Consider the following 18,773-nt stretch of genomic DNA (forward strand, 5'->3'; position numbering starts at 1 on the left):
AGCCATGATCAAACTCTTCAATTAAAAAGTTTTATGTCTTTCGACAGCTCAATGAATTCTGAATTTTTGTTTTTGTTGCCAAAAACGAATTGACTGTGCGTTATTATTTTCACTTTTAAAAAAGTAAAATCAAAACAGCTCAAGGCTGAATCTTTTAATAACATATGGTCACTCAGTTTCAATTGAGACTCTAATTTGTTTGCCTCGCTACCTAAGTAGTTTGGCTGTTAGAACTCAATCTGTACGAGTGCCCACACAGATGATTGCTTTATATTGTTAAAGAACGTTTGAGTCGCTTTAGCGACTCAAGGGATGCGAATAATACACCCTTTATTTTTCGAGTCAACACTTTGTTTTAAACTTTCTTTTGGAAGATTTAAAACCGAAGTTTTATTTAACTCTCTGAGTAGTTCGTGCCTCGCTATGCGTTGGCGTTTCCCGTCTCAGTGTGGTCGCATTATAGGGAGCGGCGGATTTTACGCAAGCGTTATTTGCATAAAACAGTAATTAAAATTAAGCCCCAAGCAAGCGCACACGATAGACACAAGTTACCCACAAACCCCTGTTGATAACTCTGTTTTTGAACTTTAAAACTAAACACTTTTATCCTGATGTGATAAGTTGCGGTCACTTTTTTTAACTCATGTATTTAGGCAGTATCCATGACAGACATAATAAATAGTATAAGTGCCCTTCTATGGGGGCAAGTTCTCGTCTACTTATTAATAGCAGCGGGCCTCTTCTTTACTTTTCGACTAGGCTTTATTCAATTTGTGCAATTCCCACATATGTTCAAAGTTATGTTTGGTTCTCGTAAATGTGCCGATGACGAAATTTCATCCTTTCAGGCTTTTTGTACTTCATTAGCAGCTCGTGTCGGTACTGGTAATATGGCAGGTGTTGCTGTCGCCTTATACCTAGGTGGCCCAGGTGCTATTTTCTGGATGTGGCTTATTGCATTAATAGGTATGGCTACAAGTTTTGCCGAGAGTACTTTAGCTCAGGCTTATAAAACAAAAGATGCAGATGGTAATTTTAGAGGTGGCCCTGCTTATTATATGCAAAACGGTTTAGGTCAACGCTGGATGGGGACTTTATTCTCGTTATGTTTAATTTTAGCCTTTGGTTTAGTATTTAACGCAGTACAGTCAAACTCTATTGCTGCAGCATTTGAAGTAGCGTTTGATGTACCTAAGTATATAGTAGGCATTTGCTTGGTTATTGGCTCTGGCATCATTATTTTTGGTGGCCTAAAAACAATTTCTCGCTTTGCTGAAATGGTTGTGCCATTTATGGCATTAGCTTACCTGCTGGTTGCACTTTATGTATGCGCCATTAACTTTACTACACTACCTGATGTGCTAGTGCTTATTATAAAAAGTGCTTTTGGTATTGAACAAGCTGGTGCAGGTGCAATTGGTTATGGTGTTACACAAGCTATGATCCAAGGTATAAAGCGTGGCTTATTCTCAAACGAAGCTGGTATGGGTAGTGCAGCTAATGCTGCAGCCACTGCGACACCTTACCCTCCTCATCCAGCATCACAAGGTTATGTGCAAATGCTAGGTGTATTTATTGATACTATTGTTATTTGTACAGCGACTGCTTCTCTTATTTTACTATCGCAGCAATTAGTACCTGAATCTGGTGTTATGGGGATTGAACTTACACAAGCAGCATTGCAAGAACATGTCGGCGACTGGGGTACTTACTTTATTGCCATTGCTATATTGTTTTTTGCTTTTACTTCTATTGTGGCTAATTACTCTTACGCTGAAACAAATTTAATGTTTTTAGAGCACAACTCTAATAAAGGTATGTTTATCTTTAGACTTGTTGTTTTAGGTATGGTGATGTTTGGTGCTGTTGGTGAGCTTGGTTTAATTTGGACGCTGGCAGATATATCAATGGGTTTAATGGCCATTGTAAACGTTATAGCGCTATTTATGCTTTCAGGTGTTGTTGTATGGCTTTCAAAAGACTATAACGAACAACGCAAAAAGGGCTTAATACCCACCTTTGACAAAAGTAATCATCCTAAACTTGCTAAAGAGGTTGACCCAGAGGCCTGGGAATAGAAAATAATCAGCGAGCTACGGCTCGCTTTTTTAGTTCTAAAAATAACAAATACTACGCTTAATCATCTCATTTCTTATAAATAAAAGTTATATTAATTTTAAAACTATTTTATATTTAATTACGTAGGATGTATGAATTAAGTTATCTATAAAAAGGAGATCCGATGGATGACATGACAAAAAAATACAGTATAGACACTACTGATTACCAAGTTGGGCAAGATAATGTACAAAAGTGGGGATTTGATATCCATAATCCAGTATTTGGTATAAGCGCCTTCTTAGTTGTTTTATTTGTAATACTTACCCTAGTTTTTGACCCTACCGTTACCCGTGATGCACTAACCTCGACTAAAGACGCAATAATTAATCAATTTGATAGTTACTTTATGTTACTAGCCAATGCCTTTGTGATCTTTTGCGTTATTTTAGCATTTTCTCCTTTAGGTAAAATTCGGTTGGGTGGCGTAAAAGCTCGTCCAGAACATGGTTACATGTCATGGCTTTCAATGCTCTTTGCGGCAGGAATGGGGATTGGCTTACTGTTTTGGGGAGTTGCTGAGCCAACTGCATATTATACTGGTTGGTATCATATGCCTATGGGCGTTGAGCCAAATTCACCGCAAGCACACTCATTAGCTTTGGGTGCAACCATGTACCACTGGGGTTTACATGGATGGGCGATTTACGCAGTTGTTGGGTTAAGCTTGGCTTTTTTTGCATTTAATAAAGGCCTTCCTTTATCTATACGTTCGGTTTTTTATCCATTATTTGGTGATCGCGCCTGGGGATGGCTCGGTCATATCATAGATATACTCGCTGTACTGTCTACTTTATTTGGTTTAGCTACATCGCTAGGCCTTGGCGCTCAACAAGCTACCAGCGGGATAAATTATCTGTTAGGCACTGATTACGGGACTGCTTTTCAAATATCTGTTATTGGTTTAGTAACGTGCATTGCAATTTTCTCAGTTATTAGAGGTATTGAGGGGGGTGTTAAAGTACTGAGCAATGTTAATTTAATTTGTGCATTTATTTTATTATTAGCCGTTATTGCCCTTACTTTCTCTGATGCAATTACTGCTGTTTGGTTTACCCTTGGGGCGTACGTAGAGCACTTTGTACCTTTGAGCAATCCATTCAATAGACCCGATGAAGATTGGATGCACTCTTGGACTGTGTTTTATTGGGCATGGTGGATATCATGGTCGCCGTTTGTTGGGATGTTTATTGCCCGAGTTTCAAAGGGGCGCACTGTACGCGAGTTTTTACTCGTCGTCATTGGCCTACCAACGCTTATTAGTTTGGTTTGGATGGGCGTATTCGGAAATATGGCAATTACACAAGTTATAGATAAAGTTGGCCCACTTGGACAAAATGGTTTAACTGATATCTCAGTGACTTTATTTCAAGTATACGAGCAGTTACCTCTTTCTAGTTTTATTTCTATTATTTCTATAGCACTCGTTTTGGTGTTTTTTATAACGTCGTCTGATTCAGGATCGCTTGTAATAGATGGTATAACTGCGGGCGGTAAAATAGATGCACCAGTGCCACAACGTATATTTTGGGCTACAGTCGAAGGCGTGATTGCAGCAGTATTGCTCTGGGTTGGTGGCTCGCAAGCATTGCAAGCGCTTCAGTCGGGCGTAGTTACTACAGCTTTGCCGTTTTCAATAGTACTTATTTTAATGTGTGTTGCGCTTATTCAAGGCTTGTTGAGCGAGTATCCAATTTACAAAGCTCAGAGTAAACTGCAATAACAATTTATCCTTTATAAGCGATCCTCAAGGGTCGCTTATCAAATCTTCGCAATTGGTATAACTAAGTGCTTAACGCATTCCTTATAATCCTACCTTAAATTTATTTTAGACACCGCACTTCTATTACATTCATTAATGCCACCCCTCGTTAAAACTTAGGTACAGGAGTAATTGCCAAGAAAATTAAATAACCAGCGTTCTGATTTTTTGCTCTGTTATAAACAGGTGCTCTTATACCAATTCAGTTAATTAACCAGCTGGGATAAAAGTAGTAACGGTTAAATACAAACAGGCAGCTTTATAAATGTATGATGGTGAAACTCTAAGATATTAAAAAGAAATAGATTTTAAAGGTAAGTAAGTATTAAAAATAAGATTAGAGAATTTAAGTAAGAATAATTTTTGAATGTTTTAAAATTAGAAGCAATTTAGAATTTAAGTGAATTCTATCTGAGGATTTTAGTAAAGATGGTGCCCGAGGCCGGACTTGAACCGGCACGACTTGTTAGTCGAGGGATTTTAAATCCCTTGTGTCTACCAATTCCACCACTCGGGCATCGAGTTTGCTAATTAAAGCGTGTGGAGTAAATTATATGGAGGCGGAACCCGGAGTCGAACCGGGGTAAACGGATTTGCAATCCGGTGCATGGCCACTCTGCCATTCCGCCTAAATGTTTCCAAATAATTTGGAGCGGTACACGAGGCTCGAACTCGTGACCTCGACCTTGGCAAGGTCGCGCTCTACCAACTGAGCTAGTACCGCAAAATACTATTTTATCAACTTTAAATTATCTTGGTTAAACAATTTAAAGTGGTGCCCGAGGCCGGACTTGAACCGGCACGACTTGTTAGTCGAGGGATTTTAAATCCCTTGTGTCTACCAATTCCACCACTCGGGCATCGAGTTTGCTATTTAAAGCAAGTGGATAAAACTAATATGGAGCGGTACACGAGGCTCGAACTCGTGACCTCGACCTTGGCAAGGTCGCGCTCTACCAACTGAGCTAGTACCGCATCATATTAATTCTAAATTAACCATTTTATAAATTACACTTGGTAATGCAATTAAACCACAAAGTGGTGCCCGAGGCCGGACTTGAACCGGCACGACTTGTTAGTCGAGGGATTTTAAATCCCTTGTGTCTACCAATTCCACCACTCGGGCATCGAGTTTGCTAATTAAAGCGTGTGGAGTGTTGAAATGGAGGCGGAACCCGGAGTCGAACCGAGGTAGACGGATTTGCAATCCGGTGCATGGCCACTCTGCCATTCCGCCCCAGTACGGGGTATTAACCTTAAGATAAACTTGGAGCGGTACACGAGGCTCGAACTCGTGACCTCGACCTTGGCAAGGTCGCGCTCTACCAACTGAGCTAGTACCGCATTTTATTTATCAGTTATTTGAATTAGCACATGATGATTTATGTGAACATTCAGGTAACTGATTAATTACCGTTTTGTTTATCTCGGGGGCTATGCCCTCTCAACACGGACGCATTCTACAGAGATTATTAAACGCGTCAATACAAAAAATGCTAGTTTTGAACTGTTTGCTTGTTTTTTATCTAAAACGGTGCGTTATTATACATTTAGAGTTAATTTTTAGTCAATTCACCCCATGCTGCACGTAAATATTGCATCATAGAACTCAAGGTTAAAAAGGTCGCAATGTACAGTAGTCCAAAACTTAAATAGTTCATCCATGTATCATATTGCCAAATCAAACCGATAATGGCTAACATTTGTGCAGCCGTCTTAATTTTACCCATGTTTGATACAGCGACATTACCACGCTTACCCTGCTCTGCCATCCATTCACGAAGTGCAGATATGATAATTTCACGGCTTATTATAATAAGAGCAGGTATTGTCATGTACATTGACTGGTACTGATCAGATAACGCTACAAGTGCGGCACATACCATTACTTTATCAGCAACAGGATCTAAAAAAGCACCAAAAGGGGTTGATTGCTCAAGCTTTCTTGCTAAATAACCGTCTAGTATATCGGTGATTGATGCAAGCCAAAAAATAAAGGCGGCAACAAAAAAAGCCCAGCTATAAGGCAAATAAAATATCACCAAAAAAACGGGGATAAGAAAAAGTCTAAATGTTGTGAGTGTGTTTGGAATATTCCACATAACTACTTGGATATGTCTTTTTTGCTATATTCGCATGTAGGGCTAGCCCTTGTCATGCAAATGGTTAAATATCTTCTCAGCCATGTCAGGGCTGATCCCAGGAACTTTCTTTAACTGTTCTATATTAGCAGCTTTTACTCCCTGCATGCCCCCTAAATATTTTAATAATGTTTGCCGACGCTTAGAACCGACTCCATTTATTTCTTCTAGTAGTGATTGCGTACGTTGTTTTTGGCGTTTATTACGATGCCCTGCAATTGCAAAACGATGAGATTCATCACGTATATGCTGTATTAAATGTAGCGCAGGTGCATCTGAATCCATAGGAATGGTTTTTCGACCACCGTCAATTAATAGTGTTTCAAGGCCAGGCTTACGGCTAGTACCTTTAGCAACACCTACTAACAAAGGCATTTTTGTATGTGGCCAGTTAGAAAAGTACTGCTCCGCGCGCCCCAGTTGCCCCTTACCACCATCAATAAAGATAACGTCTGGAATTTTGTCTTCATCTACTAATTTGTTGTAACGCTTATTAAGTGCAAACTCCATTGCAGCATAATCATCACCACCGGTTATACCCGTTACATTATAGCGCCTATACTCTTTTGTATTTGGGCCTTGTGAGTCAAATACAACACAACTTGCAACAGTGTTCTCACCCATAGTGTGGCTTATATCAAAACACTCCATTCGTGTAATATCATCAAGTCGCAATGTTGCTTTTAATTGTGCATAACGTTTATTAATAGAGTCTTGGGTACTTTGCTTAACTGCGATACTGTTTAATGCATTTTTATTGGCCAGTTGTAAGTATTGAGCACGCTCACCACGGGTAACTACTTTAAGTGTTACTTTGCGCTCACTTATTTGTGTGAGTGCTTCACCGAGTGCCCCGCTCTCTTCTATTTCAAACGCTAATATGATTTCTTTTGCAATACGCCCTGTTGCTCCTGGCGCTAAATAGTACTGTCCTAAAAATGAAGTCAATATTTCTTGCTCACTTGAATCTTTAGGTACTTTTGGAAAATACGTTTTACTACCCAATACTTTGTGATCGCGGATCATTAATAAATGAATACCATTTAAACCATTTAAATGAGCAAAACCAACTACGTCCATTTCAGCAAAATTACCTGATATAGACTGTTGCTCCTGCATTTTACGAAGTAGCATTATTTGGTCGCGAACTTTTGCCGCCAGTTCAAAGTTTAATTGTAGGCTGGCTGCTTCCATTTTCTTTATTAAATCAGCAATAACTTCGTGAGATTTACCCGTTAAAAACTTACGGACATAGTCAACTTGCTCGCTGTAATCATCATCCGTAACTTTATTCACACACGGAGCTGAACAACGCTTAAGCTGATATTGCAGACACGGGCGACTTCTTGCGCGGTAATAAGCATCTTCACATTGACGAACAGGAAATATTTTTTGCATTAACCGCAAGCTTTCAGATACCGCTCCCGCGCTCGGAAAAGGCCCAAAGTACTCACCTTTAATTTTACGACTGCCACGATGAAACGCTAAACGAGGGTGTTTATGGCTAGTTAATAAAATATAGGGATACGACTTATCGTCGCGTAATAATATGTTGTAGCGAGGCTGGTATTTTTTTATTAGATTATTTTCAAGCAGCAGCGCTTCTGTTTCAGTATTAGTGAGTGTGACTTCGATGTCACAAATATTACTCACTAAAACGCGTGTTTTGCTATCGGTAATGTTACTTCTAAAGTAACTGCTCACACGCTTTTTTAAATGCTTAGCTTTACCAACATAAATAACTTGGTTGTCACTATCAAGCATGCGGTATACACCCGGCTCACTTGATAGCGTTTTGAGAAAATGTACGTGATCAAATTCAGACATAAATTATAGTTAGTACGAAACGTCTATATCAATCATTTTATGACGAATTGCTAAATGGGTAAGCTCAACATCACCACCTACATTTAGCTTTTCAAACATACGATAGCGATAGCTATTTACTGTTTTTGAACTTAGGTTTAAACGCTCAGCTATATTTTGTGCTTTTTCACCTTTAGTGATCATAAGCATAATTTGCAGTTCGCGTTCAGATAAGCTCTGAAAAGGATTTTCGTCTGTGCGACCTGTCACTTGCGCAAGTGCTATTTGCTGTGCAATTTCAGGGGCAATATAACGCTGACCGGCATGAACACAACGGATGGCACGCACCATTTCGTCAGAGCCAGCACCTTTAGTTAAAAAGCCATGAGCACCAATTTGCATTACTTTACTCGGAAACGGGTCTTCACAGTTAACGGTAAGCACAATAATTTTTACATCAGGGCAGTAACGACAAATCTTTTTAGTCGCTTCTAATCCGCCCATGCCTGGCATATTCATATCCATTAATACTATGTTTGGCGCATGCTGACGACAAAACTGTACAGCCTCTTCGCCAGTTTTAGCTTCACCAATTACTTTAAACCCCCGTACATCATCAAGAATACGCTTTATTCCTGTTCGTACAAGTTCATGGTCATCAACTAAAAGTACATTAATCAATGGAACATCCTCACTTACCTAACAACATGCAATTTAATTAAATTAATTTGCCACAGTAACATACATAAAGCGAAACAATAACTAATATTATTGCCTCGCCCTAATAGTTTAAGATGACGATTTTTCGCTAAATCTGTCAACCCATAACGCAATGATACCATCACCCGTTACATTACACGCAGTACCAAAGCTATCTTGTGCCAAATAAAGTGCAATCATTAATGCAACCGCGCCTTCATTAAACCCAAGCATGCTTGTTAATAGACCAAGCGCCGACATAACTGCGCCACCTGGAGCACCTGGTGCTGCAATCATTACTACACCTAACATCATAATAAACGGTAGCATACCCATTAATGAAGGGACTTCCATGCTTGGCGATAAAAACATAACAGCCATTGCACAGGTTACTATAGTGATAGTTGAGCCAGATAAGTGAATAGTCGCGCAAAGTGGTACGGTAAAGTTAGCTACATCTTCTTTAACGTTATTTGCTTTACTTGATTGAAGCGATACTGGAATCGTTGCTGCACTTGACATAGTACCTAACGCTGTAAAGTAAGCTGGTAGCATATTTTTAACTAATTCGATTGGATTACGTTTTAATAGTACACCTGTCGCTATATATAAAACGCTTAACCATAACCAGTGCATAACAAGCGCTGCAATTAGTACTACGCCAAATGTTTGCAGTGTATCTACCACAGTACCCGCTACCGTCATTTCGGCAAATACACCTGCAATGTAAAATGGTAAAGCAGGAATAATTACTTTTGATAATAATCCGTCAATCACATCACGGCCCTGATCAGACACCTTTTTAAGCGTATCCAGCTCTAATTGGCTCATGCCTATACCAAATACAAAAGCAGTTACTAATGCGGTCATTACCCCCATCAGAGGTGGAATTTCTAAATCAATAAAGCTGCCAATTTCTGTAGCAACTTCTGCCTCGAATGTAATACCACCGCTTAAAAAAGGGATAACAGCACTTACTAATAAAAATGCAAGCGTACCGGCAATAATTGTAGAGCTATAAGCAAACCCGACTGTTTTACCAAGTAAGTGACCAGACCCTTTTGGTAGGCCTGCAATACCTGATGCAATAAAAAATAATATAATAAGTGGAATGGTAAAGGAGATAATTTGACCAATCAGCTCTTTTACTGTGAATAAAAGTTCAACACCAGTTATAGGTACATATAGTCCAACTAGGATACCGGCCACAATACCGGCAATTAATTTTAAGATTAATTTCATTGTGATTGCTTAATTGAATTTAGATACGTGTTTTTATCATGTTTTAGACGCATTGTGTGATAAAACTATTCAAGTTACATTCATATGCACAAATATTGAACAAACACAGCTTAATTCAATACTCTTTTGAACATTTTTTGACTAAACGAGGTTTTACTCTTTAAATTTTAAATTAAGCCCGCACCTATAATAACTAAAGCACCGCTAATAATTGATTTTTATTTCGACTGGTTATAAGCCCAATAGATATATGTTATAGCCAAACTTTACTTTAGTTTTTTTAAACTCACAGTAAAGTGTGTTTATATACTTAGTAGCAAAGGCTATTAACACGTTGATCAGATTGCATCCAAAGGAACATTATGTCTACTATTTTTGAAGATAACTCACTAAGCATCGGTAATACACCGCTGGTAAAACTTAACCGTGTTACAGGTGGGAATGTATACGCTAAAGTTGAATCTCGTAATCCAAGCTTTAGTATCAAATGCCGCATTGGTGCATCGATGATTTGGGAAGCTGAAAAGTCAGGTCAGCTTGTTGAAGGTAAAGAACTTATTGAACCAACATCTGGGAACACCGGTATTGCACTTGCATTTGTTGCAGCAGCACGTGGTTACAAGTTAACGCTTACTATGCCAAACACCATGAGCCTAGAACGTCGCAAGCTATTAAAAGCATTAGGTGCAAATCTAGTACTTACCGACGGTGCAAAAGGTATGAATGGCGCAATTGAAAAAGCAAAAGAAATTCAAGCAACAGCACCTGATAAGTATATTTTATTACAACAATTCGAAAACCCTGCAAACCCAAAAATTCACTTTGAAACAACAGGCCCTGAAATTTATGATGCGCTTGATGGCAAAGTAGACTTTTTTGTAGCCGGTGTTGGTACTGGTGGTACTATTACAGGTGTTAGCCGCTACCTCAAAACAGAAAAAGGTCTAAACGTTAAATCTATTGCTGTTGAGCCAACTAACTCTCCAGTTATTAGCCAAACGCTTGCCGGTGAAGAAATTAAACCTGGTCCTCATAAAATCCAAGGTATTGGTGCTGGCTTCATTCCTGGCAACCTAGATATGGACTTAATTGATGGAGCAGAGCTTGTATCTAACGAAGACGCCATTGCAATGGCACATCAGTTAATGAAAAAAGAAGGTATTTTAGTCGGTATTTCGTCAGGTGCAGCGGTTGTTGCAGCTAAGCGAATTGCTGAAAAGCCTGAAAACGCAGATAAAAATATTGTTGTTATCCTACCTAGTGCAACTGAGCGTTACTTATCAAGCCCAATGTTTGATGAAGAGTTTAGTGAACAAGAGCTAGTACAATAAGTAATTTTAAGATTTTTAGAAGGATGCTTTAGGCATCCTTTTTTATTATTTATTATCCAATTTTCTATTTATTACCCGCCATACCTTTACATCTGCATAGATAAACCACACACTTTAAAAAAACTAATTAATAATAATTAATATGAAAAAAATCACGAGTTTATTAAGTTTGGTCATCTGTTTATTTTTATCAGCCTGTGGTGACGATAACAAAACACTCGGCGACACTCCTGGCGATACAGCAACCGCTTATTTTGATGCGCTTTATAACCAGCAAGACCTTCAAAAAGCCAGCACCATGGCAACCCCCAACCTTACACGTATAATGAAATCCTACGGCACCGCTAAACAGTTTTCCCGTAACTTAGTAAACATGCAATACGATGAAGTAACCATTGAAGTTGATATGACCAATATGAGCGTCCGTGAACAATACGGCGATAACGCTAAAATAAACCTTATTTTTACCGGTTATTTAAATGGTGACAAAATTGACGAAATGCGCAGTGTAAAAATGCTTCGTAAAAAGGGCAAATGGTACATAGATAAAATTGTTGCCGACCCTTACGCTCGTTAAAAACAACTGAATTAAACATAAAAAGGCCTTACATTTGTAAGGCCTTTTTCGCTTTAGTTAGGGCGTGTTGATCTTTGTGGATTGAAGTTTGTTCAATCTAGGGGCGATTTAATCGCGGCGCGAGGTTTGTAACCTAGTGAGCTCGGTAACTGCTTCTGCGTTACCCTACTGGCTTACATCCATGTAAGAATAAGTAAAAACCGAGCAAAGCTTCCGCGTCCTGCTCTCGCCCTTGACCTACATCCATGTAGGCAACAAAGAGTTAATCGTCCCTAGAAAGAACCCAAAGGGCAGCGCATGTTTGGCATTTATGCTGCGTTACCGCCTATTTATGGGGAATAACCACTCTACATAGGCTCTGCCTTGCCTAAAAACCAAACAGCCTGCTGCAAATTCAACCACGAAGGTTCAACACGCCCTAGTATTTAAAGTACTGCGCTACAGCTCACCAGGTTGAAAGTTATCAACTGCAATGGCTTTCTTACGTAGCTTATTAGCATGATGCATTGCATCTGCATCAGTTTGCTCTAACAACTTATTTTCAAGCGCATAATTTATAGCACCTTCAATATCAAGCGTTGCAGGCACACTGCCCTTACGCTGCCATTGTTTTAAGTCTTTAAACTGCGCTTGCATATCATGCATAGCTAAAAATGCGCTTTCCATGACCCCTGTACCTGCATTTTCATCTACATAACATAAATGCGTTAAGCGGTTTCTAAATACACCAGGTTGAGTCATACGCTCGCAAATACTTTGTGCTATTTCATCACTTGGTCTGTGGTAATGGTTTCCCAGCGGGAACACGATACGTTTAAGGATAAAATTAACAACCGGATTTGAAAAGTTTTTAAAGAAGCCATTAAACGCTTGGCCAATTTCAAATAATGAGTTCTCAATTGCATATTTTACAAATGGTAAATCAGCTTGTTGGCGCCCTTCATCTTCATAACGTTTTAAAACAGTTGATGCCAAGTATAAATGACTTAATACATCACCCAAACGCGCTGATATCATTTCTTTACGTTTAAGCTCACCGCCAAGCATTAACATAGCCACGTCTGTACAAATAGCTAAGCCTCGGCTCATTCTGCTCAGTTGCTTATAATAAATAGCCGTTTCACCACCTACAGGCGCTTTAGCAAAGTAGCTACGTGTTAAGCCATGCACAAATGCCATGCCTGCATTACTTGCTGCAAATAATATATGGTTCATTAATAAACCATCAAATTGTTCAAGTGCTGCGTCGTCATCTTCCATTGCAGCGGCTTCCATTTCTTTTAAAACAAATGGGTGGCAGCGCGTTGCGCCTTGGCCAAATATCATTAAATTACGCGTTAGAATATTCGCCCCTTCTACCGTAATTGATACTGGAATCCCCATGTAGCCATGCGCCAAATAGTTATTAGGCCCTACTTGAATTCCTTTACCTGAATGAATATCCATTGCATCATTCATTACCGTACGACCCATTTCTGTCATATGGTATTTAGCAATCGCTGTTACAACCGATGGGCTTAATTTTAAATCAATCGCACCTGCGGTCATTAATCTGCACGACTCAAGTGTGTAAGTTAAACCACCAATACGCGCAAGTGCCTCTTGCACGCCTTCAAATTGCCCAATTGATACACCAAACTGCTGGCGTACCATGGCATATGCCGATGTCATTTTTGAAGCTAAATGCCCAGTTGCTGCACTTAACGCTGGTAGTGATATACCGCGCCCTGCACTTAAACACTCAACAAGCATTCTCCAGCCACGCCCTGCGCACTCTTGACCACCAATGATCCAGTCCAGTGGTATAAATACATCTTTACCGTAAGTGGTACCATTCATGAAGGCCATGTTAAGCGGATAATGACGCTCACCTGTTTCAACACCCGGATGATCGGTTGGTATAAGCGCACACGTTATACCTAGCTCTTTTTTATCACCTAATAAAGCATCAGGGTCATACATTTTAAATGCTAAGCCGAGTACAGTAGCCACTGGTGCAAGTGTAATGTAACGCTTTGACCAATTTAAACGCAGGCCCATTACTTGCTCGCCATTGTGCTCACCCATACACACCACGCCTGAATCAGGAATGCTGCCAGCATCAGAGCCCGCCTCTGGCCCCGTTAATGCAAAACAAGGAACATCTGTACCATTAGCTAAACTTGGCAGCCAACGATCTTGCTGCTCTTTAGTACCATAGTGAAGAAGTAACTCGCCCGGACCTAAGCTATTAGGCACCATAACAGTGACTGCGGCTGTTAAGCTTTTAGTCGAAATTTTTGACACTATCGTTGAATTAGCAATTGCGGAGAACTCACGACCGCCAAATTTTTCAGGAATGATCAGCGCAAAAAAACCTTCTGTTTTTAGGTAATCCCACACTTCTTTTGGTAAGTCTTTGTCTTTTTGTACAATTTGATAATCATCAAGCATCGCCAATAAGGTTTCTACTTGGTTAGCCATAAATGCGTTTTCTTTATCGCTAAGCTCTGGTTTAGGAAAGCGGTGCAGTTTTTGCCAGTCTGGGTTACCACTAAATAACTCACCATCCCACCAAACATCACCTGCTTCCATCGCCTCTCGCTCTGTTTGCGATAATGGCGGAAGCACCTTTTTGAACATTTTAAACGTAGGACGACTAATCAAGTTTAGGCGAATATCTTTAACCGCAAAAATAATCACCACCACGACCAGCAATATTATAAATATTAACATGCGCACATTCCTTACACATTGAATGAAAATAGTAACTTAATTATGACCCATCTTAATTTAAATACAATCATTGCACGACGAGTCGTGAGCCTTAACGCATTCATTTTATTGTTTTAAACATCACTGCTATTATCAACGTTTTAATAACAATAAATTAAAGGAATAACATGACCCCCTTTCGATTTAAACTAAGTATGAGCGCCTTAATGGTAGCAAGTACTCTTGCTTTAACGGCCTGCGATGCGCAAGTATCTATCGACACTACCGATTCAAAACACACTAAAAAAGCTGTAACAGCTAAAGATGCAAATACATTTATAACAAACACAGAAAAAGAACTGAGTGCACTTTATTTAGAATCGAGCCGTGCAGAGTGGATTTACGCAAACTTTATTACTCATGATACGTCGGCTCTATCCGCTGAAGTTAACCGTAAAATGACCGAAACAGTCGTGCGTTTAGCAAATGAAGCTGCAAAATACGACGAACTAGAGCTTGATTACGATGCTCGCCGTAAGCTTGAGAAACTAAAACTAGCACTTACACTTCCTGCCCCACAAGACGCTGATAAAACAGCGCAACTTTCACAAATTGTCGCAGAGCTTGGCGGGCTATATGGTAAAGGTAAATACTGTAAAGAAGATGGCAGCTGTTTAAGCCTTGGCGACATGACCTCAAAAATGGCCACCAGCCGAGATTACAACGAACTACTTGATTTATGGCAAGGTTGGCGTGAAATATCAAAACCCATGCGCCCACTTTACGAGCAACAAGTAGCACTTACCAACGAAGGTGCAAAAGAGCTTGGTTATGCCGATACGGGTGCTATGTGGCGCAGTAAATACGATATGCCTGCTGATGACTTTACCACCGAGCTTGATCGTATTTGGGGCCAAGTTAAACCACTGTATAACTCGCTACATTGCCATGTTCGCGCAAAGCTAGGTGAAAAGTACGGCACCGACAACGTACCTCAAGATCAGCCAATACCAGCGCACTTACTTGGTAATATGTGGGCGCAAGCATGGGGTAATATTTACGATGTAGTTGCACCAGATAACGCCGATCCGGGTTACGATGTAACCGAGTTATTAGCTCAAAATAATTACGACGAACTTAAAATGGTCAAAGGGGCAGAAAACTTTTTTACCTCAATGGGTTTTGACGCACTACCAGAGACATTTTACGAGCGTTCATTGTTTGTAAAACCAAAAGACAGAGATGTGCAGTGTCATGCATCAGCATGGAATATCGATAGTAAAGACGATTTACGCATTAAAATGTGTATTCAGCGCACAGGCGAAGAGTTTTCAGTTATTCACCATGAATTAGGTCATAACTTTTATCAACGCGCTTATAATAAACAACCTTTATTTTATCAAGAAAGTGCAAACGATGGTTTTCATGAAGCCATTGGCGACACCATTGCCCTTTCGGTTACACCAGGCTACTTAAAAGAAATTGGCTTACTAGAGCAAGTACCTGATGAATCAAAAGACATTGGTCTATTGATGAAAATGGCACTTGATAAAGTGGCTTTTGTGCCATTTAGCTTAATGGTTGATCAATGGCGTTGGCAGGTATTTTCAGGTGAAGTAACCCCAGAGAACTACAATAAAGCATGGTGGGAACTACGTGAAAAATACCAAGGAGTGCAAGCTCCTATCGCACGTAGCGAAAACGACTTTGATCCGGGTGCTAAGTACCACGTTCCGGGCAACACGCCTTATACACGTTACTTTTTAGCGCATATTTTACAATTTGAGTTTCATCGCAGCTTATGTGAAATTGCCGGTAACGATAAAGCCATTCATCGCTGCTCTATTTATAATTCAAAAGAAGCAGGGGATAGGCTAAACGCTATGCTTGAAATGGGTTCATCTCGCCCTTGGCAAGAAGCGCTTGAAACTGTAACAGGTAAGCCGCAAATGGATGCAACAGCAATGCTCGATTACTTTGCACCATTACAAACATATTTAGATAAACAAAACGGAGGCCGCAACTGCGGCTGGTAAATAGCGCTGAACAAAAAGCCCGCTCAAATGAGCGGGCTTTTTATTCATATTCTAATTTTAGTTATATTAGAACTGTAAGCTTACATTTGCAAAGTAAGCATCATAATCAGAATCATCCCAGTTATTGCCGTAACCTGCTTCTAAACCAACATTGTTGTTGAAAAAGTGTTGAGCACCAAGAGTGTAATCATCATTTTTATTAACTGTAACAAAAACCGATGTTGCTTTGCTGAAATAGTAGTTAGATGCTAATTCCCAGTTACTTGAACCGCCATCAACATCTTCAAACTTACCTTCAACAGTTAAGTAGTTACCTTGCTGTAAATCAACAAAGTACTTAGCTGCTACTGCACGGTAGTCAAACTCATCATCTGCTGTTACTGTAAAGCCGATATAATCAGTGCTGTTTAACTGGTGGTTATATGCTAGGTCAAACACAAACTGATTGTCAGCATCTTCAACATCTACAAACGTTGCTTTTAATACAAGGTTTGGGTTAAAGAAGTAACCAGCTGAAAGTTCAATTACATCCGTGCTTGAGCCAAAATCACTATCGAAATTATTGTACTGTGCACCTAATACAAAATCTTCTACAAAATACTCACCGCCAATGCTAGTAACATCTCCAAAATCATTATCACTGTATGCACCATAAACATTTGTTTGCTTATTGATGTATTCAAATTGATCGTAAGGACCTAAAGTCGCTTTTGGAGAAAAATAATAAGTTGAGTCAACAGTTACTGTGTCATCACCATCTACATCCACGTATCCTACATGGCTGATTGATTGGTAAGTATCTGCAGCTATTGCAGTGGTTGCAGCGCTTGATAATAAAATGCTCGAAATGATAACGGCTAATTTTTTCATTTTAAATTCCCTATAAATATTACTTTTATGCCTCAGCTGTCTAGCCAAAGTCGGGGCGCATCCTAACGCCAAAAAAATGAACAAAAACTGAATGAGAGGTCAAATTAAAACCACTAAAAATGTAAATAATTACAAGCAAATGTAAACAATAGGTATCATCAAAATCTACGTAACAATAGCCTGTCATCATTTAAACTCAAAAAGTAACAAATAAGGTACAAATTGTCGCTAAATTAAACACAACTCAATTATTCGATAAACCTCATCAATATAACCTCCCCTAACTAAATTTTTCTAATTTCTCAAAATAATGACTATATTTAATTCATTATTTCTGAATTTATAATAAAAAATAGGTTTGTATAAGTGCATATTTTTATCTGTTTTTTCCAGTAACCATTATTTACCAGCAAAAAAAACTCCAATACTCATTATTTTATGGCTATTATCATCGACTCTACTTAATGGCTTTAATAACAATCTAGCCATTTATGGCAACTCTATTTATAACTTAAAGGGGTTATTTAGATGAGCATAATAAAAGCCGTAATTATGGTTAGTAAAAGATCAAACATTTAAAACGACAAAGCCCGCTAAATTTAGCGGGCTTTTGATATTACTTTTGTATTAACTAAGTACGGGACTTAATTAAAACTGAAAACGCATGTTAGCAAAGTACGCATCGTTGTCAGAATCATCAGCGTTGTTTTCGTAACCCACCTTTACGCCAATATTTTTATTGATGAAGTGCTGAGCACCAAAGCTGTAAGTGTCTTGCTTGTTGTAGTTAGCAAATACAGATGTTGCTTTTGAGAAGTAGTAGTTAGTTTCTGCTACCCATTGGTTTTCTGCGTCATCAATGCTTTCGTATTTACCTTCAAAAGTTAGGTAGTTACCTTGCTGTAAATCAATAAAGTATTTAGCAGCAACTGCACGGTAATCAAAATCGTCGTCTGATGTAAGTGTAACACCTACGTAATCTGTGCTGTTTAGCATGTAGTTGTAAGCTAAATCAAATAATGCGTAATCGTCGCCGTCTTTGTTTTCAACTAATGTTACTTTTGCAAGTAAATCAGGGTTGAAAAAGTAACCACCCGTCAGTTTATAAAGCTCACTGTTAGAACCTGAATCTGGGTCTAGGTTTTCGTAAGATGCGCCAACAACAAATTCATTAATAAAGTATTCACCACCAACCGATGTTAAATCGCCAAAGTCGTCATCAGCGTAGCCACCATATACGTTAGTTTGTTTATTGATGTATTCAAACTGATCGTACGGACCTAAAGTTTTTTTAGGAGATAAGTAGTAAATAGAATCTACAGCAACGGTGTCGTTGTTATCGCTATTTTTGTAGCTTAGGTTACTAATTGAATTATAGCTGTCTGCAGCAGCCGCAGTGCTAGATAATAAAATGCTCGAAATAATAACTGCTAATTTTTTCATTGTAAGACTTCCCTATGTACATTGCTTTTTATGCTCTAGCTGTATTGCTAAAGT

12 protein-coding genes and 8 tRNA genes are annotated in these 18,773 nt (G+C 39.2%); 5 read left to right on the forward strand and 15 right to left on the reverse strand.

Features of this window, described 5'->3' with window-relative positions:
* Window positions 1-662 precede the first annotated feature (662 nt).
* Window positions 663-2,078 carry a sodium:alanine symporter family protein gene (locus tag H5122_RS18450; protein WP_182682266.1) on the forward strand — a complete coding sequence of 472 codons (1,416 nt, stop codon included), beginning with the start codon at window positions 663-665 and terminating at the stop codon, window positions 2,076-2,078.
* Between the two features lie 164 nt (window positions 2,079-2,242).
* Window positions 2,243-3,841, forward strand: a complete 1,599-nt coding sequence (locus tag H5122_RS18455) for a BCCT family transporter (protein ID WP_182682267.1) — start codon at window positions 2,243-2,245, stop codon at window positions 3,839-3,841.
* Window positions 3,842-4,310: 469 nt separating this feature from the next.
* Here the strand turns inward: H5122_RS18455 and H5122_RS18460 are convergent.
* The 12 genes from H5122_RS18460 to H5122_RS18515 all read right to left on the reverse strand — a co-directional run bounded on the left by H5122_RS18460 (window position 4,311) and on the right by H5122_RS18515 (window position 9,768).
* Window positions 4,311-4,397 (reverse strand) — tRNA-Leu (locus tag H5122_RS18460).
* Between the two features lie 38 nt (window positions 4,398-4,435).
* A tRNA-Cys gene (locus H5122_RS18465) sits at window positions 4,436-4,509 on the reverse strand.
* Between the two features lie 19 nt (window positions 4,510-4,528).
* Window positions 4,529-4,604: transfer RNA gene (locus tag H5122_RS18470), tRNA-Gly, on the reverse strand.
* Between the two features lie 49 nt (window positions 4,605-4,653).
* Window positions 4,654-4,740 (reverse strand) — tRNA-Leu (locus tag H5122_RS18475).
* A 39-nt stretch (window positions 4,741-4,779) separates the two neighbouring features.
* Window positions 4,780-4,855: transfer RNA gene (locus H5122_RS18480), tRNA-Gly, on the reverse strand.
* Window positions 4,856-4,919: 64 nt separating this feature from the next.
* Window positions 4,920-5,006, reverse strand: a tRNA-Leu gene (locus H5122_RS18485).
* A gap of 37 nt (window positions 5,007-5,043) precedes the next feature.
* Window positions 5,044-5,117: transfer RNA gene (locus H5122_RS18490), tRNA-Cys, on the reverse strand.
* A 31-nt stretch (window positions 5,118-5,148) separates the two neighbouring features.
* Window positions 5,149-5,224 (reverse strand) — tRNA-Gly (locus H5122_RS18495).
* 212 nt (window positions 5,225-5,436) lie between these two features.
* Window positions 5,437-5,982 carry a CDP-diacylglycerol--glycerol-3-phosphate 3-phosphatidyltransferase gene (pgsA, locus tag H5122_RS18500; protein ID WP_182682268.1) on the reverse strand — a complete coding sequence of 182 codons (546 nt, stop codon included), beginning with the start codon at window positions 5,980-5,982 and terminating at the stop codon, window positions 5,437-5,439.
* A 42-nt stretch (window positions 5,983-6,024) separates the two neighbouring features.
* A complete protein-coding gene (gene uvrC, locus H5122_RS18505) occupies window positions 6,025-7,848 on the reverse strand; it encodes an excinuclease ABC subunit UvrC (RefSeq protein ID WP_182682269.1) in 1,824 nt (607 codons plus the stop codon).
* 9 nt (window positions 7,849-7,857) lie between these two features.
* Window positions 7,858-8,508, reverse strand: coding sequence for a UvrY/SirA/GacA family response regulator transcription factor (uvrY, locus tag H5122_RS18510; protein ID WP_002963136.1), 651 nt, complete (start codon window positions 8,506-8,508; stop codon window positions 7,858-7,860).
* 108 nt (window positions 8,509-8,616) lie between these two features.
* Window positions 8,617-9,768: a dicarboxylate/amino acid:cation symporter gene (locus H5122_RS18515; RefSeq protein ID WP_002963137.1), complete on the reverse strand. Its 1,152-nt coding sequence runs from the start codon at window positions 9,766-9,768 to the stop codon at window positions 8,617-8,619.
* A gap of 362 nt (window positions 9,769-10,130) precedes the next feature.
* Here H5122_RS18515 and cysK point away from each other — a divergent pair, with 362 nt between their 5' ends.
* Both cysK and H5122_RS18525 read left to right on the forward strand, forming a co-directional pair.
* A complete protein-coding gene (gene cysK, locus H5122_RS18520) occupies window positions 10,131-11,099 on the forward strand; it encodes a cysteine synthase A (RefSeq protein ID WP_002963138.1) in 969 nt (322 codons plus the stop codon).
* Between the two features lie 142 nt (window positions 11,100-11,241).
* Window positions 11,242-11,676, forward strand: coding sequence for a hypothetical protein (locus H5122_RS18525; protein ID WP_182682270.1), 435 nt, complete (start codon window positions 11,242-11,244; stop codon window positions 11,674-11,676).
* Window positions 11,677-12,114: 438 nt separating this feature from the next.
* On the opposite strand, the gene H5122_RS18530 is transcribed toward H5122_RS18525, so the two are convergent.
* A complete protein-coding gene (locus tag H5122_RS18530) occupies window positions 12,115-14,391 on the reverse strand; it encodes an acyl-CoA dehydrogenase (protein ID WP_182682271.1) in 2,277 nt (758 codons plus the stop codon).
* Window positions 14,392-14,558: 167 nt separating this feature from the next.
* Here H5122_RS18530 and H5122_RS18535 point away from each other — a divergent pair, with 167 nt between their 5' ends.
* On the forward strand, window positions 14,559-16,406 hold the full coding sequence (locus H5122_RS18535) for a M2 family metallopeptidase (RefSeq protein WP_182682272.1): 1,848 nt from the start codon (window positions 14,559-14,561) through the stop codon (window positions 16,404-16,406).
* A gap of 66 nt (window positions 16,407-16,472) precedes the next feature.
* On the opposite strand, the gene H5122_RS18540 is transcribed toward H5122_RS18535, so the two are convergent.
* Complete coding sequence (locus tag H5122_RS18540; protein WP_182682273.1) at window positions 16,473-17,276, reverse strand: putative porin; 804 nt, start codon at window positions 17,274-17,276, stop codon at window positions 16,473-16,475.
* 648 nt (window positions 17,277-17,924) lie between these two features.
* Window positions 17,925-18,719 carry a putative porin gene (locus H5122_RS18545; RefSeq protein ID WP_002962833.1) on the reverse strand — a complete coding sequence of 265 codons (795 nt, stop codon included), beginning with the start codon at window positions 18,717-18,719 and terminating at the stop codon, window positions 17,925-17,927.
* Window positions 18,720-18,773 lie beyond the last annotated feature (54 nt).

The sequence above is a fragment of the Pseudoalteromonas sp. SG43-8 genome (assembly GCF_014164245.1).
In the GTDB taxonomy this organism is placed as follows: Bacteria; Pseudomonadota; Gammaproteobacteria; order Enterobacterales; family Alteromonadaceae; genus Pseudoalteromonas; species Pseudoalteromonas distincta.